Origin of the sequence: Lactonifactor longoviformis, assembly GCF_042848515.1 — a bacterium.
GTDB classification, from domain to species: Bacteria; Bacillota; Clostridia; order Lachnospirales; family Lachnospiraceae; genus Lactonifactor; species Lactonifactor longoviformis.
In genome coordinates this window covers 1,621,322-1,646,951 of sequence record NZ_AP031453.1, presented here as the reverse complement: position 1 = coordinate 1,646,951, position 25,630 = coordinate 1,621,322, and the positions used below count along the sequence as shown (strand labels likewise).

At 44.1% G+C, this 25,630-nt stretch carries 22 protein-coding genes; 1 reads left to right on the top strand and 21 read right to left on the bottom strand.

The annotated features are described in order from the left end of the window. Window positions 1-12: 12 nt before the first annotated feature. The 11 genes from ACGHCT_RS07650 to ACGHCT_RS07600 form a co-directional block, all read right to left on the bottom strand. Entirely contained in the window at window positions 13-1,584 is a 1,572-nt protein-coding gene (locus ACGHCT_RS07650; protein ID WP_390439305.1) for a S1C family serine protease, read from the bottom strand. Window positions 1,585-1,719: 135 nt separating this feature from the next. Further along, window positions 1,720-3,546, bottom strand: a complete 1,827-nt coding sequence (gene glmS / locus ACGHCT_RS07645) for a glutamine--fructose-6-phosphate transaminase (isomerizing) (protein ID WP_390439303.1) — start codon at window positions 3,544-3,546, stop codon at window positions 1,720-1,722. A 75-nt stretch (window positions 3,547-3,621) separates the two neighbouring features. Continuing rightward, window positions 3,622-4,566 carry a glycosyltransferase gene (locus ACGHCT_RS07640; protein WP_390439301.1) on the bottom strand — a complete coding sequence of 315 codons (945 nt, stop codon included), beginning with the start codon at window positions 4,564-4,566 and terminating at the stop codon, window positions 3,622-3,624. Between the two features lie 75 nt (window positions 4,567-4,641). Then, entirely contained in the window at window positions 4,642-5,748 is a 1,107-nt protein-coding gene (locus ACGHCT_RS07635; protein WP_390439299.1) for an LCP family protein, read from the bottom strand. A gap of 16 nt (window positions 5,749-5,764) precedes the next feature. After that, window positions 5,765-7,168, bottom strand: a complete 1,404-nt coding sequence (locus tag ACGHCT_RS07630; RefSeq protein ID WP_390439297.1) for an undecaprenyl-phosphate glucose phosphotransferase — start codon at window positions 7,166-7,168, stop codon at window positions 5,765-5,767. Between the two features lie 88 nt (window positions 7,169-7,256). After that, window positions 7,257-8,786, bottom strand: coding sequence for a glucosyltransferase domain-containing protein (locus tag ACGHCT_RS07625; protein ID WP_390439295.1), 1,530 nt, complete (start codon window positions 8,784-8,786; stop codon window positions 7,257-7,259). Between the two features lie 28 nt (window positions 8,787-8,814). Continuing rightward, the gene (locus ACGHCT_RS07620; RefSeq protein WP_390439293.1) at window positions 8,815-9,771 is read right to left on the bottom strand and encodes a glycosyltransferase family 2 protein; all 957 of its coding nucleotides are present in this window, start codon (window positions 9,769-9,771) and stop codon (window positions 8,815-8,817) included. Between the two features lie 13 nt (window positions 9,772-9,784). Continuing rightward, a complete protein-coding gene (locus ACGHCT_RS07615) occupies window positions 9,785-11,650 on the bottom strand; it encodes a glycosyltransferase family 2 protein (RefSeq protein ID WP_390439291.1) in 1,866 nt (621 codons plus the stop codon). 102 nt (window positions 11,651-11,752) lie between these two features. Next, window positions 11,753-12,094 carry an EamA family transporter gene (locus ACGHCT_RS07610; protein ID WP_390439290.1) on the bottom strand — a complete coding sequence of 114 codons (342 nt, stop codon included), beginning with the start codon at window positions 12,092-12,094 and terminating at the stop codon, window positions 11,753-11,755. After that, on the bottom strand, window positions 12,081-12,431 hold the full coding sequence (locus ACGHCT_RS07605; protein WP_390439288.1) for an EamA family transporter: 351 nt from the start codon (window positions 12,429-12,431) through the stop codon (window positions 12,081-12,083). The genes ACGHCT_RS07610 and ACGHCT_RS07605 overlap by 14 nt, the downstream gene beginning before the upstream one ends. An 18-nt stretch (window positions 12,432-12,449) precedes the next feature. After that, complete coding sequence (locus tag ACGHCT_RS07600) at window positions 12,450-13,811, bottom strand: ArnT family glycosyltransferase (protein ID WP_390439286.1); 1,362 nt, start codon at window positions 13,809-13,811, stop codon at window positions 12,450-12,452. A gap of 183 nt (window positions 13,812-13,994) precedes the next feature. Between ACGHCT_RS07600 and ACGHCT_RS07595 the strand changes: the two genes are divergently transcribed. Further along, complete coding sequence (locus ACGHCT_RS07595; RefSeq protein WP_390439284.1) at window positions 13,995-14,951, top strand: glycosyltransferase family 2 protein; 957 nt, start codon at window positions 13,995-13,997, stop codon at window positions 14,949-14,951. Window positions 14,952-15,006: 55 nt separating this feature from the next. Here ACGHCT_RS07595 and rfbD read toward each other — a convergent pair whose 3' ends face one another. From rfbD to rfbA, 10 genes are all read right to left on the bottom strand, one after another. Then, window positions 15,007-15,855, bottom strand: a complete 849-nt coding sequence (gene rfbD / locus ACGHCT_RS07590) for a dTDP-4-dehydrorhamnose reductase (protein ID WP_390439282.1) — start codon at window positions 15,853-15,855, stop codon at window positions 15,007-15,009. Window positions 15,856-15,884: 29 nt separating this feature from the next. After that, entirely contained in the window at window positions 15,885-17,543 is a 1,659-nt protein-coding gene (locus ACGHCT_RS07585; protein ID WP_390439280.1) for a glycosyltransferase, read from the bottom strand. Between the two features lie 2 nt (window positions 17,544-17,545). After that, on the bottom strand, window positions 17,546-18,796 hold the full coding sequence (locus tag ACGHCT_RS07580; RefSeq protein WP_390439278.1) for a glycosyltransferase family 4 protein: 1,251 nt from the start codon (window positions 18,794-18,796) through the stop codon (window positions 17,546-17,548). Between the two features lie 35 nt (window positions 18,797-18,831). Next, window positions 18,832-19,803, bottom strand: coding sequence for a glycosyltransferase family 2 protein (locus ACGHCT_RS07575; RefSeq protein WP_390439276.1), 972 nt, complete (start codon window positions 19,801-19,803; stop codon window positions 18,832-18,834). 12 nt (window positions 19,804-19,815) lie between these two features. Continuing rightward, window positions 19,816-21,054 carry a hypothetical protein gene (locus tag ACGHCT_RS07570; RefSeq protein ID WP_390439274.1) on the bottom strand — a complete coding sequence of 413 codons (1,239 nt, stop codon included), beginning with the start codon at window positions 21,052-21,054 and terminating at the stop codon, window positions 19,816-19,818. Next, a complete protein-coding gene (locus tag ACGHCT_RS07565) occupies window positions 21,047-21,982 on the bottom strand; it encodes a class I SAM-dependent methyltransferase (RefSeq protein ID WP_390439272.1) in 936 nt (311 codons plus the stop codon). The genes ACGHCT_RS07570 and ACGHCT_RS07565 overlap by 8 nt, the downstream gene beginning before the upstream one ends. A 17-nt stretch (window positions 21,983-21,999) precedes the next feature. Beyond that, entirely contained in the window at window positions 22,000-23,274 is a 1,275-nt protein-coding gene (locus ACGHCT_RS07560) for an ABC transporter ATP-binding protein (RefSeq protein WP_390439270.1), read from the bottom strand. A gap of 8 nt (window positions 23,275-23,282) precedes the next feature. Continuing rightward, window positions 23,283-24,074, bottom strand: coding sequence for an ABC transporter permease (locus ACGHCT_RS07555; RefSeq protein ID WP_390439268.1), 792 nt, complete (start codon window positions 24,072-24,074; stop codon window positions 23,283-23,285). A 16-nt stretch (window positions 24,075-24,090) separates the two neighbouring features. Continuing rightward, on the bottom strand, window positions 24,091-24,642 hold the full coding sequence (gene rfbC, locus ACGHCT_RS07550) for a dTDP-4-dehydrorhamnose 3,5-epimerase (RefSeq protein ID WP_390439266.1): 552 nt from the start codon (window positions 24,640-24,642) through the stop codon (window positions 24,091-24,093). Window positions 24,643-24,706: 64 nt separating this feature from the next. Then, a complete protein-coding gene (rfbA, locus tag ACGHCT_RS07545; RefSeq protein WP_390439264.1) occupies window positions 24,707-25,576 on the bottom strand; it encodes a glucose-1-phosphate thymidylyltransferase RfbA in 870 nt (289 codons plus the stop codon). Window positions 25,577-25,630 lie beyond the last annotated feature (54 nt).

The window sequence follows — 25,630 nt, the reverse complement described above, 5'->3', positions numbered from 1 at the left end:
TTTAGTCATTTATTACTGTTTCTGCTGTACATTGGACGGCATATCACTCTTATTGCCTAAGGTTACAGAAAGAGTCTGCTCCTTGTATTCTCCGTTTTCCGCACGTGCAACCGTCACATCCACAGTCTTGCCTGCCTCATAATATTCCAGCTGCTCAATGAGGGCATCTGCTGAAGAGACACTGGTTCCTTCGATCTTTGTAATAATGTCACCTTTTTTAATCCCCGCTGCCTCTGCAGGTCCGCCGGGGGTAACTTCTGATACGAAAGCACCCTGAGGCATATTATACATTTCTGTAATCTGCGAATCTACATTTTTGCAGCTGATTCCCAGATAAGACTGCTTATTCTCATCTGTCACTTTATATTTTGTCTCTTGATTCATCAGTTCATTTAAGATGGGCTCCGCTGTTGTAATGGGAATTGCATACCCCATGCCTTCTACTTCACTGGATGCAAATTTAACGGAATTAATGCCGATAACCTCACCCTTCATGTTCAGAAGCGCTCCACCGCTGTTGCCGGGATTGATAGCTGCGTCTGTCTGAATCAATCTGCTTGTAACATTTTCAACGCTTACTTCCCTGTTCAGCGCGCTGACATATCCGGATGTTACAGACTGGCCATATCCGAGTGCATTGCCAATAGCAACTACCTGGTCACCTACCTCAAGGGCATCAGAGTCTCCTAATTTAGCTATTTTAATCTGACTCTTAACGTCTTCCGGGATATCTGCTAATTTCACGGCAATTACAGCCAAATCGTTATCAGGGTCTGTACCTTTTATCTGAGCCTCCACTGCATTGGGATCCTGCTCACTGGAGGAAGATGACTGGCTGTCGGACTCTGCAGCAGCGGCATCCTCCTGCCCGGTAAAGCAGACGGTCAGAGTTGTGGCTCCGTCTACTACGTGATTATTAGTAGCTATCAACAGTTCTGAGTCATTCTGCCCTACAATGATTCCGGAGCCGCTGCTTTTACCCTCATACTGCTGGCTGCCAAAACCGAAATAATTCGGAACTTCCTGGACACTGATATTCGTGATAGCTACCAGGGACGGCATTACATTTTTAGCAACTTCTTTTACGGAAGATCCTGCCGCAGATGTGTCTGCCGAAGAGGTATTAATCACTGAACTGTCAGAGGTTCCCACCGGATCTGTAGTTCCAATCTTAACCTGCTCCTTTTCTTTTGTACCGTTCAGACTGTTGCCTACCGCGTTCACTGCCTGAAAACTCACACCAGCCACAAGCCCAAATACTACGGCAAAGCTAACACATACGGCAAATTTCTTTCCCCATCCTCCTGGGGAAGCGGCCCTTTTCCTTTTCTTGGGCGGCTCCTGAGGGGGGACAGGATTTGAAATATGATAGGAGTGATACTGGTTTTTTTGTTCTCCGGCATCCTCCTTTTCTGAGGCTGAGGTCTGTCTTGCTTCTTCCTCCGGCCTGCTGTCTCTCATAGTAAAATTAATCTGGGAATCCGAACTCCGGGTAGTCTCTTCCTTTTGATTCTCTTCCCCGGGATGATCTGTGCCTTCCGGTAAATTGTTTAATGAATTATCTCTGTTCCACTCTTCATTCATAATAATCATGCTCCCTTCTATCTTCAACGTTTTTATTTATCTTTCTTTATCTTATGGCTTTAGTCTAACAACCATTTGTGTCTATTTTGTGATAGAACGTTGAAGAAATCATGAAAGGGGAAATTTCTATATTTTCTATTCTACAGTGACCGATTTCGCCAGGTTTCTTGGCTTATCCACATCAAGGCCTTTGCCCAAAGATACATAATACGAAAAAAGCTGAAGAGGTATAATTGCAAGTGAGTTAGCAAAATATTTGTTTGTTTTTGGAAGGTAAATCACATAGTCTGCACTTTTTTCAATCTCAATATTACCGGCATTTGTAACAGCCAGTACAAACGCCCCCCTGGTTTTTACTTCCTGCACGTTGCTTAAGGTTTTCTTATAAAGCTCTTCCTGGGTAAGAACCGCACTCACCAGAGTTCCCTCCTCAATCAGGGAGATGGTGCCATGCTTTAATTCTCCTGCCGCGTACGCCTCCGAATGGATATAGGAAATCTCCTTTAGCTTTAAGGATCCCTCCATAGAGATAGCATAATCAATGCCCCTGCCGATAAAGAACACATGCTCTGTAGCCAGATATCTGTTGGCAAATCTCTGTATTCTTTCCTTATTGGCCAGCAGAAGCTCAATCTGTGCCGGAAGCCGCTTCAGATCTTCTATCATTTCCTGGAATACGTCTTCGGAAATCTCGCCTCTTACCTTTGCAAACTTCATTGCCAGCAGATAGTGTGCAATCAGCTGTGTGCTGTATGCTTTTGTAGTGGCAACCGCAATCTCTGGTCCTGCCCAGGTATACATGACATTATCCGCTTCCCTGGCTATAGAACTTCCCACCACATTTACAATGCCCAGCACTTTAATCCCATGAGATTTTGCCTCTCTGAGAGCGGCCAGAGAATCCGCGGTCTCCCCGGACTGGCTCACAATGACAGCCAGCGTATTCGGTTCAAAGATAGGGTTCCTATACCGGAATTCTGATGCCAGATCGACCTCTACGGGAATTCTGGCCAGCCCTTCAAACACATACTTGGCTGTTACTCCTGTGTGATAGGCGGAACCGCAGGCTATGATATATATTTTCTTTATCGCCCGGATTTCTTCGTCTGTCATCCCCAATTCTTCAATGATAATATCACCGTCCTTCAGACGAGGGCTTAAGGTATCTGTCACTGCTTTCGGCTGCTCATACATCTCCTTAAGCATAAAAAACTCATAGCCGCCCTTCTCAGCGGCACTTATATCCCATTCGATGGTGGTAGGTGTCTTTTCCAGAACTTCTTCGTCCACATTAAAAAATTCCACACTGTCATTCGTCATGCGGACAATTTCTTCGTTCTCAATAAAATATACACTTCTTGTATATTTTAATACAGCAGGAACATCAGAAGCAATAAAATTTCCCACCTGGCTTTTGCCTACAATGAGAGGACTGTCCTTTCGCACCGCGTATACCTGCTTAGGATGCTCCTGAAACATAATCCCCAGTGCATAAGACCCTTCCATCCGGTGCATGATCTTGACAATTGCTTCCAGGGGATCTCCTTTATAGTAGTAATCCAGCAGATGGGCAATTACCTCTGTATCGGTCTCTGACACAAATTCATAGCCTTTATTTTCCAGCTTTTTTCTTAACTTCAGATAATTTTCTATAATTCCGTTGTGTACTACAACAATGCTGCCATCTCTGTTAAAGTGGGGGTGGGCATTAATATCCGAAGGCGAGCCGTGGGTCGCCCACCGGGTATGCCCGATCCCTGCCGTACCGGGAAGTGTACTTCCTCCATGTGTCAGTTCATCCAGAACCTTTAACCTGCCCATGGACTTTACCATCTCAATATCGGTTCCATTGTAGACAGCAATCCCTGCGGAGTCATATCCTCTGTATTCCAACTTTGAAAGTCCATCCAGCAGAATGGGAGCAGCCTGCTGTTCGCCAATATATCCTACAATACCACACATACTTTTACCTCCAGCCTGTTTGTACAATCGTACTTGTTTTTTGTCCTTTTACAATAACAGGCTTATCATACCAGATTACATTTTAAATGTCCAGTATTCCTTATTCATGGTACATATGCGGATCAGCCATTTGGGCAGTCTGCGGTAGGCTTTCCCCAGACGGTATCCCAGGAACTTAAAGCCACTGTTTAAAAACAGATAAGGAAGCAGCCATGGCTTGTGTATGGCACACAGATAAGCAGCTGTTTTCTTTACAAGACGTATCCCCTCATTCTCCGACTTTATATTTGCGAACACCTCCGGATGGGTCACCTGGGAAACAGCAAGATCAAAGTTTCTCCTCAGCTGCTGGATATTCCCATAGTTGTGGGAATGATAGACTCTGGCCTTGGCCGTATACGCAATGGCATACCCCTTATGAATCAGATGGCCCGCATATATCATATCTTCATTAAATATTGTGTGCAGGGGAAACCCGCCCAGCTTCTCATACGCCAGACGGTCATAGGCAGCGCATACATTTGAGCAGAAAAATGTTTTAATCCCCAACTCAGGCAAATCCTCTAAGCTTTTAATACGGCTGGTTTTCGGATAATTAAAGGAACGGGTATACCGCTCTATTGTCCGGCAGTCGCCTTTAGGCAGCTGGCGTGCATAGGCGGCCTTTACCTTTTCATTTTCAAAGGCTTCTGCCAGGTTTTCTACCAAATGTGTATCTGCCGGTATCGCATCCTGGGTCATAAAAAGGACGATATCTTCCTGACAGCAATACCCCACCGCTTCATCCCTGGTACCTCCATGATCAAATTCGGACTTTTCAATATGATGCACTTCAATATTGGGAGCTTCCCTCTCCCAGGATTCCTCCCAATACTCCTTTCCAGTATTCATGATTACAATTTTTTCTATGGGATAGCTTTGTTTCGCCAGCGCATGAAGCAGCTTTACAAATTCATCCCCGGCTTTGTAAACAGGAATCACTACATCCACTGTTTTTCTGCTTTTCTTCCTCTCTTCCATCCTTCTCTTCTCCTTCCTGACGTTATAACAGTGACCCGGGTAAACACCCGGGTCACTGTTATAACTGCTCATTTTCTATTCTTCACTGCTCTCATCACCGCTGCTGCCAACGGATTTGTCCTTACCGATCCCGGTCAGTTCAACCGTATACTTGCTTCTCTTATGAATGGTGTCAGACGGTGCATACGCCTCATCTGCAAACAGGAACTGATGCAGCTGTACTACATTGGTCTCCAGATTATCCGGTATTACACAATCTTGTTTCTTTACCTTTTTCTCCGTGTGTTCAAATGGGAAACCTGCTGTCTCTGTAATCTGATAGGACAGCATAGACATACCCATGTCAATAATCTCATTTTTCTGCAGGTTAGTAGAAATCATGGGGAACACCTTATCCATAATTTTCATAAGGGTAGGTACCCCTGCTGTTTTGGCTTTGTCCACAATCTTAGAGATAACCTCTCTCTGGCGCTCTGTCCTGGTAAAATCATTGCCGGATGTATAACGGATTCTTGCATAAGCAGTTGCCTGGATTCCTGTCATATTATAAGTCCCCGGCCCCGGAAGCTTCTCATAATCTTTTCCGGTAATTTCCTTCAGCTCCACACAGTAATTATTCAGATGGACATACTCTTGATCGTCAACTTCAATTTCAATTCCACCCAGCATATCAATGACTTCAATTAAGGAGTCAAAATTTACAGATACATATTGGGTGATATCCAAATCCAGATTCGTGTTCATCATGGAAATCGCCTGCTCCGGACCTCCGTAAGCATAGGCAGCATTACATTTTGTATAAGTATCGTCTCCCACATTGAGATACGTATCCCGGTAAAGAGAGATAAGCCGTACTTCTTTGGTGTCATTATTAATACTGGCGATAATCATCGTATCACTGTTCCCCTTTTCCAGGTTCCCGTCACGGGAGTCAAGTCCGAACAGCGCAATATTCATATAACCAGTAAGCTTCTCATTCTGCACAACCTCCTCATTGATCTCTACCTTTTCCATATCAAGGGTCTTAGTGTCAATTTTGTCCAGCTGCTGATTTAATTTGGCATACACAAACAGCGCACTGATCAGCACCAGCAGAATCAGCAGCTCAATACCAAATAATATTCTTCTTCTCTTTCGTCTTTTGTAGGCCTTGCTGGCCTTATTCAGTTTTTTCTTAGCCATTTTCAATCCCCTTAACCTAATAAGCGTTTTTGTTTACAAATCCTTTGAATATGGTTAAAAACAAAATTTTGATGTCAAGACCAATGGTCCAATTCTCAATGTAATATAAATCATATTCAATTCTTTTGCGAATGGATGTGTTCCCTCTGTATCCATTCACCTGTGCCCATCCGGTAAGCCCGGGCCGCACCTGATGTTTAATCATATATCTTGGGATTTCTTCCCTGAACTTCTCTACAAAAAACGGACGTTCCGGTCTGGGCCCAACAAGGCTCATATCCCCTTTTAAAATATTAAACAGCTGCGGCAGCTCATCAATGCTTGTTTTTCGCATCAGCTTGCCGAAGTTTGTAACTCTTGGGTCATCCTTAACTGTCCAGGCCTTTTTTTCTTCTGCCTCCGGCTGCACATCCATAGAGCGGAATTTATACATCCAGAAGTTTCTGTTGTGAAGGCCAACCCTCTCCTGCTTAAAAATCAAAGGACCCGGAGAGGTGATTTTTATCATTATCACCGTAAAGAGCATTACAGGTGAAAATAATACAATTGCAACAATGGAACCTGCAATGTCCATCAGACGCTTCACCATAGCATTGAAGGTATTTGATAATGGAACATAGCGAATATTAATTACAGGAAGTCCTAAAATATCTTCCGTATATGGTTTTGTAGGAATAATATTATTATAATCTGGGATAAACTTTGTATGAACACCGGACTTTTCGCAGAGAGAAACAATCTCCTCCAGCCGGAAGTATTCACTCAGTCCCAGGGTAATCGCAATCTCATCCAAACGGTTCGCCGGAAGAATCACCAGGAGATTCTCAATTCTCCCAATCACTTTAATCCCTTTGTATTCGGTGCCGGCCTCTACACTGTCATCCAGAATGCCCCGAATCTTATATCCCCACTGAGGATTCTGAATGATACGGTCAATATACTCTTCTGCCGCTCTGCTGTACCCTACCAGCAGAATATGCTTTTGATTCAGCCCCCGCCGGCGCATGTCACGGAGAATAAACCGTATAGCATTGCGCACGATTGTCTCAGCCACTATATTGATACCGTAAAAAATAAAGAGCATAGTACGGGAAAAATTGATTTCCCGCATCAGGTAAAGACCAACAATCAGCAGAAACAAACCAATGGTATTCGCCTTAACGATATTGCTGACTTCCAGCCGCCTTCCCTGCACCCGCTTGGGGGTGTACAGATTAAATGCATAATATAAAATCAAATATCCCGGAACGATGACAACCAAAGCTGCCATGTAACGTTCAAACGATAATGTCTTTACCGAATTCTGAAAAAAGGGACTTTCAAACTTGATAAACCATGCCAGCCAGTAAGACACAGCAATTACAAAAGCATCAATCACTACATGTAAGCGGTTAAAATGCTTTTGATTGTCTTTAATCAATGGTTACCACCTTCTATTTCATCTTAATCATTAATACTATACAATAAAACTATTCAAAGGGCAACTAAATATTTTCTTAAGTCTTTCCTTATTCAACATTGTTCGTCAAAAACCACTTCCCGGTGGGCTGAGAAAAATAAACAATAATTGTCTCGTCAGTCTCACGGATACTATTCTCCATAGGCCATTCCCTCATTCCCTCCATCTGGTCCAGGGAATTCTTAATCTGTTCTGGCGTAGGTTTCAGAACCCGGTATCCCTCGGTAGCCAAAAAATCAGCCATTCTGGCAATGTTGCCGTCATCCCATGCAAAGACAGAACCTCCGATCGTATCGGATGTTTCTATTGGAACAGCATCATAATCTTCCATTCCCACAAAAACCACCGGCTTCTTATGATAATCCATGCCGGCCTTTTTGATATCGTACATCAGCTGGTTGGCAACGGTCTGATCATGTTCATATCCGATGCTGCCATAGTAAAACAGAAGGTTCATGTTTCGAGCATTTAAAAACAGCAGATAGGAAAGAATAACAACAGCTGCCTTTCTGGCTGCGCTGCGTTTTACGGCAGATAGAATCAGCCAGATTTCTATCCCCCCTGCCAAAGGAAGTGCAAGAAGGTGTCTTCCGTGGGTTTTGTAGGTTCCCAGTACCAGATACAGGATGAATGGAGCTGCCGTAAGAGCTGCAGTAAAAAAAAGCACTCCTGCTTTTCTTCTTCCCCCTTTTGCTGCAAAGAACCTCCAGACGGAAAACAGAACGAAGGCTGCTGTCACCGCACAGAGAACCACTCCTCCGTATATCTTTACTTCTCCCACAGGAATGCCGAAGGAAACACGCACTATATTAGCAAATGCCATAAACAATGCCTTCAGAGGGCCGCCCTCATCCAGCCATCCCACATAATTTTCCTCCAGATAATCTGCAGTACCGGTCAGAAAGACTACGCCCATAGTAATCAGATAATAGATGATAATGCTCCCAATGCACAGAGAGGCACATACCGCCGTCTCCCGGCCCAGTCTCTCCTTCCCATCCATAAAATTCAGAAGGCAGTAGCCCACGACGGCTGTGACGTACACACAGATAAGCGCCTGATAAACCCCAAACGCAAAGACCAAGAGAAGCAAAATGACGGGAATTTCCTTCCTCCCGCTGCCTTTTAACAGGCAAACGGACCGCCAGAAAGCAAGTGCGGTAAAAACCATGGCCACACAAACCTGCAGATTAAACATGGAAAACGAAAGAATTTCTCCTACCACAAAGGGCAGGGAAGAATAGTACGAGCAGAAAAAGAAAAGGGGCAATTTCTTATCTCCTGAGTTCTTTCCCAGAAGACTGTACGCGTAAATAATGCCCGAAAGATTCCAGAGAGCAACCGACAAAAAATCCCACAAAAACGGTGCGTAATTACCGTTCTGGGTAAACAGCCAGTTGAATATCTGGGTGCTGAACCTGCCCTGAAGAAGCCAGAGAAGAGAAGACCCGTCTGCCAGAATCCAGGTCTCTTCATCAATGGTTATAGTGTGGTGTGTCAGCATAAAGCCAAAGCAAACCAGCGAGAAAAGAAATGCTCCTGCAAATACTTTTCTGTTTTTATTCATATATTCCAGCATATCGTCACGTTCCTTTCTTCCTATCCTGTCAGCGCATCAATCTTCTAACCATATTAAGATACAGTTCCCACTGGATCCTCAGATAGTTTAACACATGCTTTCCGGAAAATTTCACTTTTTTTCCCTTTGCGCTGATCCTGAAACCATTGACAATCCCGGCTGCATACTCCCTTGCAAAACCTTTCTCTGCAAAAAATATCTCTTTTACCAGAAATCCGGCCAGAAGCAGGGGAAGATTCCAGAGTATCTGAAGAAGGGGCATGTTCTTATAAATCAGGTAGATATTATTTCTGGAGGAATAGCGTACCTTAAACAAATTATACCTGGATCCGCTGGTTCCGCTTCCCACATGATGCACTACAGCATCCGGAGTAAATACATTCTCATATCCAAAGATTCTGGCCCGATACCCGATATCTATATCCTCGAGATACGCAAAGTGTTCCTCATCAAAATAACCGATTTCTTTCATAATACTTTTCCGGTAAATAGAAGCTCCGCCGCAGGCGGCAAATATCTTTTCCTCACGCTGATACAATTCCTGAAGCTTCCCTTTTCCCCTGGCAAATGCCCATCCCAGAGCACAGTAGTAATTCCCCGCATCATCCATCTTTGAGGGATCATGCATCTGTACCATCTTACCCTGACAGGAGAATCTTTTGGGGCTTTTACGGATGCTGTTCAGCAAATTCCTTACAAAGTCCTTTTCCGCCTTTGTATCGTTGTTCAGCAGAAGCACATATGGGGCACTAGATGCAAAGATCCCCTCATTTACAGCCCTGCAGAATCCAAAATTCTCAGAAAGTGCAATCAGCTTTACCTCCGGATATTCCTGCAGGACAAGCTCACGGCTCCCATCAGAAGAACCATTGTCAACAACGATTATCTCAAAGTTCGTAAAACTCTGAGCCTTCAATGCCTCCAGACAGTCTCTCATATATGCAATTCCATTAAAGTTAGGTATCACGACGGATACTTCCTTCATAACGCTACCTCTTCTATCTCGCCTGATGCGTCAGGCGTTCTATTGGCTTCAAAGAATAATTCCATTTCGTCAGAGATAGATTTTTATTGTAGCAGGGATCTCCCTCTTTTAATATCTCTTCCCAATGACAGCGGATATATTCTATTTCTCTTTGAAATCTTCGTACTTTCTCTTTGTTGTCTTCAACCCCTCTGCTTTTGGATTCATAATGATACAATTCTGCATATGGATTGTAAACAATCAAATATCCCGCCTGTCTTACCTTCAGGCAGAGATCTATGTCATTAAAAGCAACCTTCAGTTCTTCGGAAAAGCCTCCCACCTGAGCAAACACGCGTCTTTTCATCATCATACAGGCTGCCGTCACTGCACTCATATCCTGCTGGATGGAGGCTTTGTGGAGATAGCCGGTTCTGCTTCTTTGCATGTTCACAAACATATGACCGGCAATGCCTCCCATCCCAATGACACAGCCCGCATGCTGAATGGTGTCATCCGGATAATACAGCTTTGCCCCAACAGCACCAACTTCCTTTCTCTGGCAGTGCCCCAGCAATTCTTCCATCCATCGGGGATTAATCACTGTTATATCATTATTCAAAAACAGCAGATATTCCCCCCTTGCATAGGAAACCGCATAATTATTAATGGCAGAATAATTAAATTCACCCTCCCAGGCAATGACACGGATTTTTTCATTCGTTTTCAGTTCCTCATAATAATGGAAAATCTCTGCAGAAGTACTGTTGTTCTCTATAATCAAGATCTCGTAATTGGAGTAAGATGTTAATTCCATTACAGAATCAAGACATTTTTTTAATGATTCTTTCTCATCCTTATTGGGGATAATCACAGACACCAAAGGCTCTCCGTCAACCGGATACTCTACCCGGTAAAACCCCAGGTCCTTGGTATGACTTACCCTTCCCTTCACCCCCATCCGGTCCAGATGGGCTTCAATTGCCCTTTTTCCTGCTTCAAAGGCATACATTTTGCTGGCAGGATTATCTGCCGTTGATGCTTTGTGTGTTCTCCAGTGATAGAGTATCTCCGGTATATGTGCCACTTTCCGTGCCTTCTCCACACAGCGGAATATAAAGTCATAGTCCTGAGCCCCGTCAAACTCTCTGCGGAAGCCCCCTGCCTGTTCCACTAGTTTTTTTCTTACCACAAAAAAATGGCAGATATAATTATTGGAACGCAGCAGGTCAAGATTAAAATCAGGTTTAAAGTGAGGCTGAAAATGCTCGTCCAATTCTGTAGTGACTTTATCCTCGTCTGTGTAGACAGCATCTGTCATCTCATCCTGCTCCAGTGCGGCGGCAATCTCATATAGTGCATTGGGCGCCAGAAGGTCATCGTGATCCAGCAATCCCACAAAATCACCAGAAGCCATAGCAAAAGCCGCATTGGTATTTTCTGCAATTCCCAGGTTCTTTTCCAGATTCTGAAAACGAATCCTGGAATCTTTATCTGCATACTCCTCCAGAATCTCTTCCATACCTTTATCCTCAGGGCTGCCGTTAGCTATGCACAGCTCCCAGTTATCATAGGTCTGATTCAACAGAGAATCCAGCATCTGGCGCAGAAAAAGCTCCGGCGTACAGTACGCCGGCACCACCACACTAATTTTATATTTCTTTTTCCAACGCCTTCTCTTTTGCCGGTCCAGTTCCTCTTTTCCTGGTATGTACTGTTCGTACCAGGGCCCGTAAGGTATTTCCTCAGGTTCAAACCGTTCGTTGAGCCGAACCCAGAATTCCTTTACTCCATAATGCTTCAGATATCTCAGCCCCTTTTGGATAGTGTAAGGAGAGAGCTTTTTCAATACTCTGCTCCACTCTATTCCTCCGGAAGGCTTATTCCTATTTTCACTCATAATGTTTTTCCTTATATATGGCCTGCCAGGAGCAGACATTTGTGTACTTGATACAGTATTTTAGCATTATCCCGGGGTTTTTGCAAGAATCCATGCGTAATCTCAGGAGTAAAAGACTACAATCCCCGCTAAAATCAAAAAATTCCCCAATAGTTTTCTCTTTGTGATCTTCTCCTGAAAGAACACCCAGCTGAGTACCATTACAAAGATAAATCCCAGAGACTCAACCACAGGGCCATTCTTAAAGTCTACTTTTTTGTACGCAATAATGGTAAGTAAAGTAGACAGAATCATCAGTGCATATCCGGCAATTACATGGATATTCAGATATTCTCGTATAATAGAAGGGTAGACCCTCCCGGCGCTTTTCTTCAGCAGAACCTGAGAAAAGGCGGCCACTACCACCGCTGCCACCAGAAATAAATAATAATTATTCACCGTCATCTGTATTCACCACCATTATCCCTGCAAATATAATCCCAACGCCCAATAAATTGCGAAGAGTTACGGTTTCCTTAAAAAATAAAACCGCCCACAGCATCGACCAGAATATTGCAAACGCCCGGTTGGCATAGGCCACAGACAGTTCCACACGCTTAATCACCTGCTGCCAGACGACAGCATATATTCCCAGAACGCCGATCTGAATCCCATAACACAGGATAAACCCCCAGGACAAAAAGGGATAGCCCGAGGCAAACTTCGCAGCTACAGTCTCAAACGTATAAATGATAACCGCCAGCTGCAGTACTATAATCTGTATAGGTGATATTTTTTTCACTGTTGCTCTCCTTTTAGATTACGTAAAATGAACAAACCCATATTTAGGGAATATTACACCGAAGAAGCTATACAAAGCCGCAGCTGCAACAAACACAAGAAGGAGCCCATAGACAGCTTTCTGCTTTTTCCCATCCCTTATCAGCATTTCTGTTAAAGTCTTTATTCCGTAGACTACATAAAACATAAACGGAATCAGCATTGGCAGGCTATACCTTCCCTGAGGCTGGAGATCTACAAAGTAAGAATGATAAAGGTTTAAAAAATTGGTTATGCCTATAGCAGCCAGCATCCCAATGTGGAAAAAGCCCTCCATGACCCATTCCTTGTTTTTTCTGATTGTAAAGAGCTTCTTCAGACGAACCAGGCATCCCAAAGCTCCTCCGGTAAATATGAGAAGATAAACAGCATATATGCCCTGGGGAAGATAGACATCCATATATCCAAAAACCCCAACAAAGCTCTGAAACACCTTATGCAGCCACTGCTGACCAAAGAGCATTCCCCCCAGCCCCATACCGATATGGTGGGGGTTAGGATTCAGGCTCGGCTTGTACTGGGGAATGGCATACAAATCACCATAGTAGTTATTGGTCTTCAGGCCCAGAAAATCCCCGTCATAGATTATATAATTACGAATAAACCACCAACCGGTCAGCAGAAACACGATCCCCAGAATAAACAGACCCTTCCTCAAAAAAGGTCTCCACTGCCACTTTTTCTCCTGACATAGTAACATAGAACAGGCAAAAATAAAAGCACTGCTTAGAAGATATCCATAGGCATTGTAATAAGAAAGTATACAAAATGACATCCCCACAGCAAGACCAGCACAGTATTTATAATCCCATCTGGTCTCCATTCCTCTTATCCACATGTACACGATAAAAGCCGTGGAGAAGATAGCCATAGCATCATTATTGACATATGCCCCCACAAATACAGCCTCCGGCAGAAGCATGCAGAGTGCAATATAAAGCCAGCTTCCTGATCTGGGAAATAATTTCTTTCCGATTTTTACAGCAAAAACTGCCGTCCCTGTAGTAAACAGCACACTTGGTATCCTGGCTGCCATAACCAGAGCAAAATCACTGGTAGAAAAAAAACTCACAATCTTCATAAATCCCGCAGAAAAAATATACGATAAGATGGGAAAAAAGCCATAGGACACTCCCCAGTAGGGGTCCCGGATCCTGGGATCCCCTCCGTGGGGCAGAGCCCCGTACTTATAAATAAAATGCGGTATCTCATAACGCATATACTCATCCGGAGCATTATTATACGGTATAATAAACGCCCACATAAGAACAAATACAAATACAAAAGCAATAAAAAACCTGTTTAAGTTTCTCCCCTCATTTTTCAACAGATACTCTCTCATAAATTACACTCCTTATATTAATTTCCTCCCTAAATACCCGCTCCTTATCATATCATACTGTGTCTAAAATTTAATTAAATCTTTCTTAAAAATCTTTAAGCTTCCTCTCTTGCCCCTTCCTTTCCATTTTTCCCTATGCTATAATAACCCCTGCAAGGATTAGAGAAAGAGGAGGCAATTCCCTTGAAATATGATAAAAAACTTTCATTTGTAATTCCCTGCTACTACTCAGAGCTGTCTGTCGGCCATGTGGTAGAAGGGATTTTTCAGGCATTCCCCGCGGATGACTATAACTATGAAATTATACTGGTAAATGACGGTTCCAAAGACAATACCTTTTCTGTCATCCAGGAACTTGCCCATAAACACCCCCAGGTTACCGCCGCAAATCTGTCTCGTAATTTTGGACAAGATGCCGCACTGATGGCAGGCTACTCCCTGTGTACCGGGGACTATATCATTTCCCTGGATGACGATGGCCAAAATCCCCCTATAGAAGCTCACAAGCTTCTGGAAAAGATCCAGGAAGGATACGATGTGGTTTTTGGCAAATACCATGTGAAGAAGCACAGCCGTTTTAAAAACTGGGGCAGCCGTCTGAACGATCGCATGGCCACCTGCCTGCTGAACAAACCCAAAGAGCTAACTTTATGCAGTTACTTTATCATGACCCATTTTGTGGTAGACCAGATACTGAAGTATGACAGCGGTTTCCCCTATATCTGGGGATTGATTCTCCGTTCCACAGACAAAATTGCCAATGTCTATATCGACCATAAGGAACGGGAATTCGGTACCACAACCTTTACCCTAGGAAAGCTTGTCATGCTCTGGCTGAATGGATTTACTTCCTTTTCCATTAAGCCGCTGCGCCTGGCCAGCATTGTAGGCGGCGTTTTCTCCTGCCTCGGATTTCTGGGGGCTCTCTACATTGTGATAAGCCAATTCTTCCATCCGGAGCCAATAGTGGGCTGGGCCTCCCTTATGTGTGTACTGCTGGTAATCGGTGGTTTGCTTATGATTATGCTGGGGCTGTTGGGAGAATATATCGGACGTGTTTTTCTCAGCATCAACAAAGCACCTCTTTTCATCATAAGGGATTTATACAGCAATTCAAAAGAAGATAAAAACGAAAATTAAAATGAGGCTGCCGGTGTTTCCGGTGCCTCATTTTCTTTCGTAACTGTAACCTCTGTCAACGCTCCAGAATAATATCCAGATAACGGGACAGCGCATCCTGCCATTCCGGCAGCCGCTGAAATCCATTTGCCGTAAGCTTTTCTTTACTCATCCTGCTGTTATGCGGGCGCTTTGCCTTTGCCGGAAACTGAGAGCTGTCCACAGGATTCACCTTAACATTAACCCCTGCCTGACGGAAGATTTCCCGCGCAAATTCATACCAGGTACACAGACCTTCGTTGGTCGCATGATAAAAGCCATATTTATCTGTCTCTATCATATCTACCAGCAGTCTCGCCAAATCATATGTGTACGTGGGAGATCCTATCTGATCATTTACCACATTCAGCTCATCATGTGATTTTGCCAGATTCAGCATCGTCTTTATAAAGTTCTTTCCATTTACACCGAACACCCATGCAATACGGACAATAAAAAATTTCTCCACATTGTTTTCCACTGCCAGTTCCCCTTCATACTTTGTCTGTCCATAGATATTCAGGGGCTGTCTGGGATCATCCGGCTCCCAGGGCCGTTCTCCTTCTCCGTCAAACACATAGTCTGTGCTGATATATACCATCTTTACATCCAGTTTTTTACATACCTTTGCAATATTTTCTGTCCCAAAGGCATTGACCTTCCGGCAAAGCTCTTCATTGTCCTCCGCCGCATCAACTGCCGTGTAGGCAGCACAGTGAACCACAGTATCCGCTCCAGACTCTGAAATAACCGTTTCCACAGCCTCAGGGTCAGTGATATCCATTTCCTCTACGTCTACACCAATACCCTCATATTTTCTTTTAGCCAGCTCGTTCATAACATCTGTTCCCAACTGGCCCTTTGCTCCTGTCACTAAAACTTTCATATTTGCTACCCGCCTTTCTTCTTTTCACACTATCCCAGAGAATAATCACATCTCTTTTTCGTCAGGTTAGGATTATAACAGGGATCCCCTTTCTTAAGCTCTCTCTTCCATATTTCACAGAACTTGTCCACTTCTTTTGGGTTACAGGACGTTTCAACCACAGCTTTCTCTTTTTGCCTATCAGGCGGCCGTTCGGTACAAGCCTCTGCCCCAGGCAGATACACAATCAGATATCCCGCCTGTTTCACCTTCAGGCAAAAATCCAGATTGGCCAGACCTTTGTCTGTAAAGAGATATTCCCGGTTCTGGCTTACTATATCATATACCTCTTTTTTTACCATCATAAACTCAGAGGAAACCGCACTCATATCCTGCTGCAATACCGCCCGTGCACAGTATCCCAGTTCTTCTTTGGGAAGACCGGAAAATGCATGAGCGCCCAGTCCCTTCACTCCCACCAGAATCCCTGCGGAATACACCCTTTGATCCGGAAAATATAGTTTCCCTCCCACTGCACCGACCTCCGGCCTCTGACAGTTAGAGAGCATCTCTTCCAGCCATCCGTGGTTCAGTACGGTGATATCCTCGCTGATAAACACCAAATACTCTCCCCTGGCAGCCTCGCCCAGGGTCACGATCTCATAATTGGTATATGACGTACAGCTTTTAATTCTTTTTCTGCACGCCTCTGCCTTAGCCTCAGAAGTAACCGGTGCAATGATAATGGAAACCAGTGGTGTACCGGCCAGCGCATATCGGATGCGGTAAAGCCCCCAATGGCCTGCGTGCTCCACCCGGGCCTCTATGTTGAGACGGTTCAGATGGGATTCCACCGCCCTTCTTCCGGCCTCATAGGCATACTCCTTACTCTCCGGATTCCCGGCAACGGAACCTGGATGCATTCTCCAATAGTATAATATTTTGGGTATGTGCACAATCTCTGCTGCCGTCTCCGTGCATCTCAGAATAAAATCATAATCCTGGGCCCCGTCATACTCCTTTCGAAAACCGCCGGCTCTCTCTGCCGTCTCTCTTCTGACTGTAAACAAGTGGCAGATGTAATTATTGGTTCTCAGATAATCCAGATTGAAGTCCGGCTTGAAATGCGGCTGGTAATGAGTCGCAAGCTCCATATCCACCTTATCTTCGTCTGTATATACAACTTCTGCCCCGGGATTTTCCCTGTAAGCCTTTACTATCTCATGGAGTGCTTCCGGCGCCAGCACATCGTCGTGATCCAGCAATGCAATGATATCTCCGGAAGCCATTGCAAGGGCTGCATTGCTGTTTCCTGAGATCCCCAGGTTCTCCTCCAGCAGTCTGTAGCGGATTCTTTTCTCCCTGGCATATGCATTCTCAACCAGATCTGCCAATTCTGTTCTGCCCTTACCGCTCCCGTCAGCAATGCAGAGTTCCCAGTTTTCATAGCTCTGGGCGATAACTGAATCTGTCATTTGGCAAAAGAAAAGCGCTGGTGTGCAGTATGCAGGCACTATGATACTTACCAGAGGGGCATCTTCCCACTGTTCTTTCCTCTGGTGTTCCAGCTCCATGGAGGATGCTCTGTGCTTCTGGAACCACTTTTCATAGGCAATCCTCCTGCCTGTGAGAAACTCTGCAGACTTATTCATCATTTCTCTGACACCATAGGTTTTTCCGTACTCCAGAATACGCTGCAGCTTTCTCATATCTATTTCCCGCTTTCCATCAGTTTTGCTTCATCCTCCCGGATCCAGTTTTTCAGCATATCACGGACCTTCTCTGCCTCCTTCAGCCAGGAGGTGTCCTTTACATAAGCAAGCCCCTTTTTCCTGTACTTCTCCATCTCGTCCTCGTGGGTGAGATAATATTCCAGGGTATCCGCAATTTCACTGGGATCGTAGTCAACCAAAACAGCATTTTCCTCCGTTACCATCCAGGAGCTGTTGGCTCCCTTAGAGCATACAGCAACAGAATTGCAGGCCATAACTTCAAGGGGAACCAGAGAGAGATTGGTATTGGATATTACAAGGCATAAATCACTTTGAGCATAGCACTCTGCCAGTCCATTCATATCCAGAATCCCCTTATTCTGATGTTTAAAGGGAATATTATAATTACTGATATCCCACCCTGCGAAGATCACTTCTACCTCAGGCATCCGCCTGCAAAGTTCGTCCAATGCCAGAAGGCCTAATTCAAAGTCCCGGCGGGGCGTCACAGGCCGTGCATAAAAAAACACTCTCTGCACACTGTCTGTGCGCTCTCTGGGATAATAAAACTTCTTTTCATAGGAAAAATGAAAGCTTCCGGTCTCCATCTGATATTCTTCTCTCAGCTTGTCCCTCAGCCAGTCCCCTGCCGTGATTCCCCGGAATCCCATCTTATAAGTATTCTCCGCAAATTCATATTCGGATCCATGAGCATAAAAATATGGTTCGAAGTCCTGGACAAAATAAAATTTAGAAATTGTATTATTAAAATTTCTTACAAAATAAGCGGTGCTCCATGAAGTCGCAATGGTAGCATGGGCATATTCCGCCAGAGATACATCGTAATAGGTTTCTACCCTCTCATCCAGAATAGGAAAATTTTTTCTCAGAAATTCTCTCAGGCTCTCATTGTCTTTAAAATTGGGTGATTTGTGCAGATAAATTCTGCTGTGAAATCCCATATTTTCCAGATTGGAGACAAACCGGAATATAGTAGTGTGTCCGCCGGATCCAACCCCCATTTCCGGGATTACCCAGTTTAAAAGGAATGTTTCCTCCATCTTGTGTGACTCATACGCTTCCATTGAAAAGGGGATCTCCGTGCGGTCCATAATATACCGGTAGAATTCAATAGTCTCAATCTTAGGAGGTTCCATCTCTTCCTCATTAATCTTGTCAATGATCCCCCGGATCCCTTTGCGTTTTAAAAAGCTGCACGCTCTTTTTGTAAATCTGACTACTCTTCCCATCTTTTACCTCTCTTTATTCTCATACTCAAACTCCCTTACGCATGTATCTGTTTATACTGCTGCGATATCAGCCGGTCTATCCTCTGCTGCTTTTTCGGCGACCAGTCTGCGTAACGCCCTGCCAGATATCCTCCAAAATATCTGCAGTGATTTTTCCTTATAGAATAAATCAGCCATTTCACTTTTTCTTTCCTGGGCAGTGTAATTGACTTGAGATAATGGTAATCTCCCCGAATATGATTCCATGTATAGCGGGGAAGGTGATACCATCTATCTACCAGTTTATATCTGTGCAGTTCATACAGCCCTTTGTACTCATCATAATATCTGGAAAAATAGGTCCCTATGGGATAGTTATGGGAATGATATACCGGTGCAAACGGACAGTACACCTTTTTATAGCCCAACTCAATCATTTTTATTGCCCATAGCTGATCCTCGGCAAAATTCACATCTTCATAGGGATACTTTTCAAAGACATCTCTCCTGACACAGGAATTGTTGTCTGAAAAAAACGCCAATTTGTGCCGGTAGGCCTCCTCCTCTTTATACCTTTTGGGATCCTCCAGAAAGTATATCGTATTGTCAAGGCCGAACCCTTTAAAATGTCCGTCCAGATCCCTTTTTTCAAAAATATTACAGTCCTCGTAGGGATAGTGAATCCCAAAGCCTCCCACAATATCCGAATCCAGCTTCATAGCATCGATAAAATTCTGAAGCCAGGTTTCCGCAGCGGGGAGGGCATCCTGTGTGAGAAAAATAATATAGGTTCCCGTTCCCTTGAAAGCACCGTAATTTCTTGTTTTTCCATGACCGAAATCAGAAGGAGGGATCTGGTACAGCTTACAGTCATATTTCCTTATGATATCCAGCGTATTATCCTTAGATCCGGAATCCACACATATAACCTCATAGGTATATTGGGTTTTTTGTGAAAAAACTGCCGCAAGTACTCTGTCCAGCAGTTCCCCTCCGTTTTTCGTGGGGATTACAATAGTTACATCCATAATAGCCTCCAATTACTTTTCTCTCATATCCTTATATTTTCTGTATGCCTTCCAGACTTTGGTGTTCTCCATTTCTTTGATTTTATTTTGAAGATGACGGATATTAAGCACCAGCTCCGACATTCGCTTAGCATCCTCCGCAGTTTTGAAGATTATACGGTATTTCACTCCCACTTCATCATAGTCCTCATTCTCAATAATCATAAAAGGTTTGTCCAGAAAATATATGCAGTTTTCTCTGACCAGGGCACCGTTATGCTGTTCCAGGGAAATAGGAGTCCAGTCGTCCCCCGTCCGGGCAGCCACCTCTGTGAGCTCCAGGATACAGCTTTTCTCTTCCGGGTACAAGAACAGCCTCTGAATGCCGGTATTCTGAAGCGGAATGTTGAGTGAAATCTCTTTATCCTTGGTCCTGTAATTGAACAGCTCCTCCGCTTCCCCGGGCATCTCCTTCTCTGCTGTCAGGCGTACTCTGGTGAATACATTCTGAGTATCCAGTTCCCGAAGCATATAACACTGGCGATCCATTCGCCGGTACAATTCCCCAAGAACTGTATATTCCCCTGTGATATAACGCTGGAGTGAAATCTCCATTTCCAGATACAGCTTTCGTTCTTCCTCTGAAATATGCACCGTATCATAAACTTTATCTATCATCTCCCGGGGCAGCTTGCTAATCTCCACACTGTGGAACAGTGCACGGAACAAAATGAAAGAGAAAGGTACGGGAAAATCAAAAACCCATTCATAGTCAATCATGTAATATTGGTTTCTAAAAATTAGGTTCGTGGGAATGATATCTACATTAGAGACAGCCCCGGCTCTCATTCCCTCCGGCAGCAGAACCTCTCCAAATATAGCATCAAAAGAATCTGTCCTCACAAACTCTCCGGCATGCCTTACACCTGATACAATTCTATCCAGAAGCCTTATCTCCTCCAGAAGCCCTTCCCAATCCTGTTGATTGATACACTTTTCCAGACGTTCCTCCATGCTCTCTCCCTCAATGTAGGAGAATTCTGCAGTACCTTCCTCAACCAGACTGCAGGGACAGATAACAACTTCTTTATTATCCTTATATTCTTCCTGGAGAATCCTGCAGGAAGCCTCCAGCTTCTGAATATGTCCCACGGCCTTTGGGGATGCAGCCTTTTTCAGCAGCCTTCTTGGATCCCCCTCCATGACCTGGGTCATAATCTGATATTCTTCTCTGCGCTCTTTGGAGAATTTTGCAAACACTACTTTACACATCCTGTTCCCCCCTTTTTTGGGCGGTCACCAAAAAGGAATTGGAAAATTCCGGAAACAGACCAGCCTTTATGATTGAATCAAACGCTCTTGTCTCATCAAACAGCACAATACGATCCGTATCAAAATTTCTCTGGTTATTCACCAGCTCCCCGTCTTTTGGAAGATACGAATCTGAGTAGATGGTGGTAGGAAGTTTGTAGTCAGGATAAGGGTAATAAAATTGAACCTCATGAAATCCATTGCCCTCTAAAAGATCTGAAAGCTCCTTCTTGCTGAAGGTTTTCACTCCGCTGGTGTTGGGATATCCCTCCAGCCCCTCAAAGGGCCGTCCCACGTGATCCTCCGGACAGCCTGCAAAATATTTCAGCCCAAGCTTATTCTCAATTGCTATAATAACTGTTCCTTCTGCCTTCAGGAGTCCTTTAATCTTCGTAAGGAAATCATCATAGGGACGGCAGGTGCCCATGTAACTTTCTGCATACTCAAACACACCGATAAGGGTTACATAATCAAATTTCTCCTCTGTATGTTCGGAGACCACATTAAAATTACCCACCACGATCTCCAGATTCCCGGCATTCCGGTTTCGGTAAGCGTTGATCATACTTCTTCTGTTAGACAGATCATTCGCGACTACTTTCCGCACTGCTCTTGTAAGCGCCCCGGTGATCGCTCCGCAGCCTGCTCCCACTTCAAATACCGCAGCCTCTGGTTCAAAGGGATACCACTCAATAATATTCTGCCTCTGTTTAGACAAATGGTACAGAATCGGCCATGATTTCTCCTTCATGATAATCTCAGGAAATTCTTCTTCCCTGTGGCTCTTAACGATTTTAAGAAGCTGCTCCTCCACCTCACCGTCACTATAGAGATCTTCCCCTCCATAATAATCCAGATTCATCTTTACTTTTCCTATTTTCTCACCCATTTTGTATCCATCCTGTTTTATTTTTCATAGGTAACACTGGAATTCATATCATAGTAGCCGATGGTATTTTTGGCAGAGAATACCTCCAAAAAGCAGGCATCATACAAACGATTATACACCACAAGGCTGTCCAGCTCATATCCTGTACATCCGAAGGAGATCAGATACTGTCCTCCCTGGAGGTCTATCCTCTGTTCAAACACCGCCGTAGCCGTAGTTCCTTTTTGGCCTGTTGACAGGTTGTTATCCTCTAATGCAGTATTCGTCCCGGTAATCTCTGTCCCCTTCCTGTCCTTTATGGTAATGGCAAAAATAGGATTTTGAACGGTATCGTGGAAAAACACTTTCATTTTGATCTTACATCTGCTGCCTTTGTCTATGGTGGATGTAATCATTCCCTTCTCGTCAACAATAGCAAAATCTACGATCTCAGCCTTTTTCTCCCCGTAGTCTACCACCTGGGGATTGGTGACCAGCTTTTCCTTCCAGATTTCCACGGGTTTGTTCTCCGCGGCGCTTAATTCCTGTGAAGGCTCCACAGGCCCGTTCTCATCGTACTGGTTCGCCAGAATTTTTTTATAAATATCAATAACCTCCGATGATTTGCCCACAGCAATCTGTTTGCCGTGGTGAATCAGCAGGCTTCTGTCACAGTATTTCAGAACACTGTTTAGATCATGGGACACAAATACAATTGTTTTGCCCTTTTCTTTGAACTCATTGAATTTTCGGTAGCATTTTGCCTGGAAGAAGATATCCCCCACACTCAAAGCCTCATCCACAATCAGAATATCTGGTTCCACATTAATAGCCACGGCGAAGGCCAGGCGGGCAAACATACCGCTGGAATAAGTTTTCACCGGCTGCTGAATAAAATCACCGATCTCTGCAAAGTCTATGATATCGTCTATCTTCTTATCCATCTCCGCCTCTGAGAAGCCCATCATCGTTCCGTTCAGATAGATGTTCTCAATTCCGGTGTATTCCATGTTAAACCCCGCTCCCAGCTCCAGCAGGGCACTGATTTTTCCATTGACAGTCACACTCCCCTCCGTAGGGTTCAGAACACCTGTAACAATCTTCAGAAGCGTAGATTTGCCGGAACCATTTGTACCGATGATCCCAACACATTCCCCCTCATGAACCGTCAATGAAATATCTTCCAGAGCAAAGTGATCCCTGTGATAATTTTTGTGAGTAAAAGACAGGGACTCCCTCAGCCGGTCCGTGGGTTTGTCAAAGAGCTTATATACTTTTCTAACATTCTTAATTTCTACTGCAATATTTTTCATGTTTCCTCCTATAAGACGTCTGAGAAGTGCACCCTCAGCTTTTTAAAGGTTTTGAATCCCAGAATCCCGAACAAAATGGTTACTACCCAGAAATAAATTCCCATAGTTCCATGGTGCCAGAACCAGATTCCATTCATATAGGAGTCACGGTATCCCTGCACAATATAATAGACAGGGTTCAGCTTCAAAATAAACTGTATCTTAGTTGGGATTAAAGATATATCATACATAATAGGGCAAAGCCACATCCCAATCTGCAGTGCAATGCTTACCATCTGATAAAAATCTCTGAAAAAGGGCACGATGGCACAGGTAAAAAAGCTCAGACCGATAGCCAGGCACAGGGTACAGAACATATAATAAACGATCTGAACAAACTGTATCGGCGGTATCTTCCCCATAATGACAAACAGCAGCACGCCAAAGCAAATAAAAAAGATATGCACAAATATAGCAGATAATACTTTAACAATAGGCAGGATACTGATTTTAAACACTACTTTTTTTACAAGATAACTATATTCCAGCAGACAATTCGTAGCGCTTAACAGCGCCTCTGAGAAAAAAAACCAGGGAATAATACCCGATACCAGCTGCAGTACATAAGGATATCCTGTATCTGTCGGCTGTGCCTTAAACCCTACCTGGAATACAAAGACATAGATTAATACCGTAACAATTGGCTGAACAAACGCCCAGAAGATTCCAAAATATGAACCGGAGTACTTGGTTTTGAAATCATTTTTTGCAAGTTTCCATATGAGTTTCCTGTTTGCCAACAGTTCTCTAAACATGTTCATGTAATTTTCTCCTTACCTATTTCACAAAGTCCTGTAATCCGCCCCATGTTTGGTCTTTTTCAGAAATAGTTAATTCCATTCCCTCCGGAATCGGCCACGCAATCCCTATTTGGGGATCGTTCCAGATAATCCCCCCTTCATCGTTGGGATGATAAAAATCAGTACATTTGTAAGCAAACTCTGCAGCCTCAGAAAGCACCAGAAAACCATGGGCAAAGTTTTTGGGAATAAAAAACTGCTTTTTATTCTCCGCCGAGAGGAGTTCCCCATGCCACTTTCCGAACGTGGGAGAGCCTTTCCGCAAATCCACAGCCACATCGTACACCTCACCGCTGACTACCCGGACTATCTTATCTTGTGGATAATGAATCTGAAAATGAAGCCCCCGGAGAACTCCCTTTTTGGAACAGGACTGATTATCCTGAACAAAAGGCATATCAATGCCGGCCTCTTTGAAATCATTATAGTTATAGGTTTCCATAAAATATCCGCGTTCATCCCCGAAAACCGCAGGTTCAATCACTCTCAGCCCCTCGATTTCGCAGGTAGTTACTTTTATTTTTCCCATCTTTCGTCAACCTCTTTTTATTTATTGTAGTACCAAAATACCCGGTGTTTTTCCCAAAATAACGTTACAGTCCTTCCGCCACTTCCATCAGATACTGGCCATATGCTGTCTTCAAAAGCGGCTGTGCCAGATGGATCAGCTGCTCCCGGTTAATAAACCCGCGTTTATAGGCAATTTCCTCAATGCAGGAGATGTAGAGTCCCTGGCGTTTCTGAAACGCCGAAACAAAATCGGCGGCATCCAGAAGAGAGTCATGATTCCCTGTATCCAGCCATGCAAATCCCCTTCCCAGAGTCTCTACCTGCAGAGTACCTCTCCTCAGATATTCATTATTAACACTGGTAATTTCGATCTCACCCCTTGCAGAGGGCTTCACATTTTTTGCAATCTCAACTACATCGTTATCATAAAAATAGAGTCCGGGAACTGCATAGTTGGACTTTGGATGCTCCGGCTTTTCCTCAATAGAAAGAGCCCTGCCACTTTCATCAAATTCTACGACCCCGTATTCCCGGGGATCTCTGACGTAGTAGCCGAAAATAGTGGCACCCTTTTCCCGCCCCGCAGCCTGCTGTAGCACTTTGGAAAAACTTTGGCCATAAAAAATGTTATCCCCCAGCACAAGTGCCACATTGTCTGATCCGATAAATTCCTCCCCTACAAGAAAGGCATCAGCAAGTCCCCTGGGAGACTCCTGGACTGCGTATGACATATGCAGCCCCAGCTGTTCCCCTGTCCCAAATAGCTCTTCAAATACCGGGAGATCTCTTGGTGTGGAAATGATCAGAATCTCCCGTATCCCGGCCAGCATAAGCGTGGACAGGGGATAGTAAATCATAGGTTTATCATAAACCGGCATAATCTGCTTAGATATTGCTTTTGTTAAAGGATAAAGCCTGGTTCCGGAACCTCCGGCTAATATAATACCTTTCACTTTATTAATACCTCCTATAATCTTGTTTTTAAACACAACAATTGACCCGTCAGA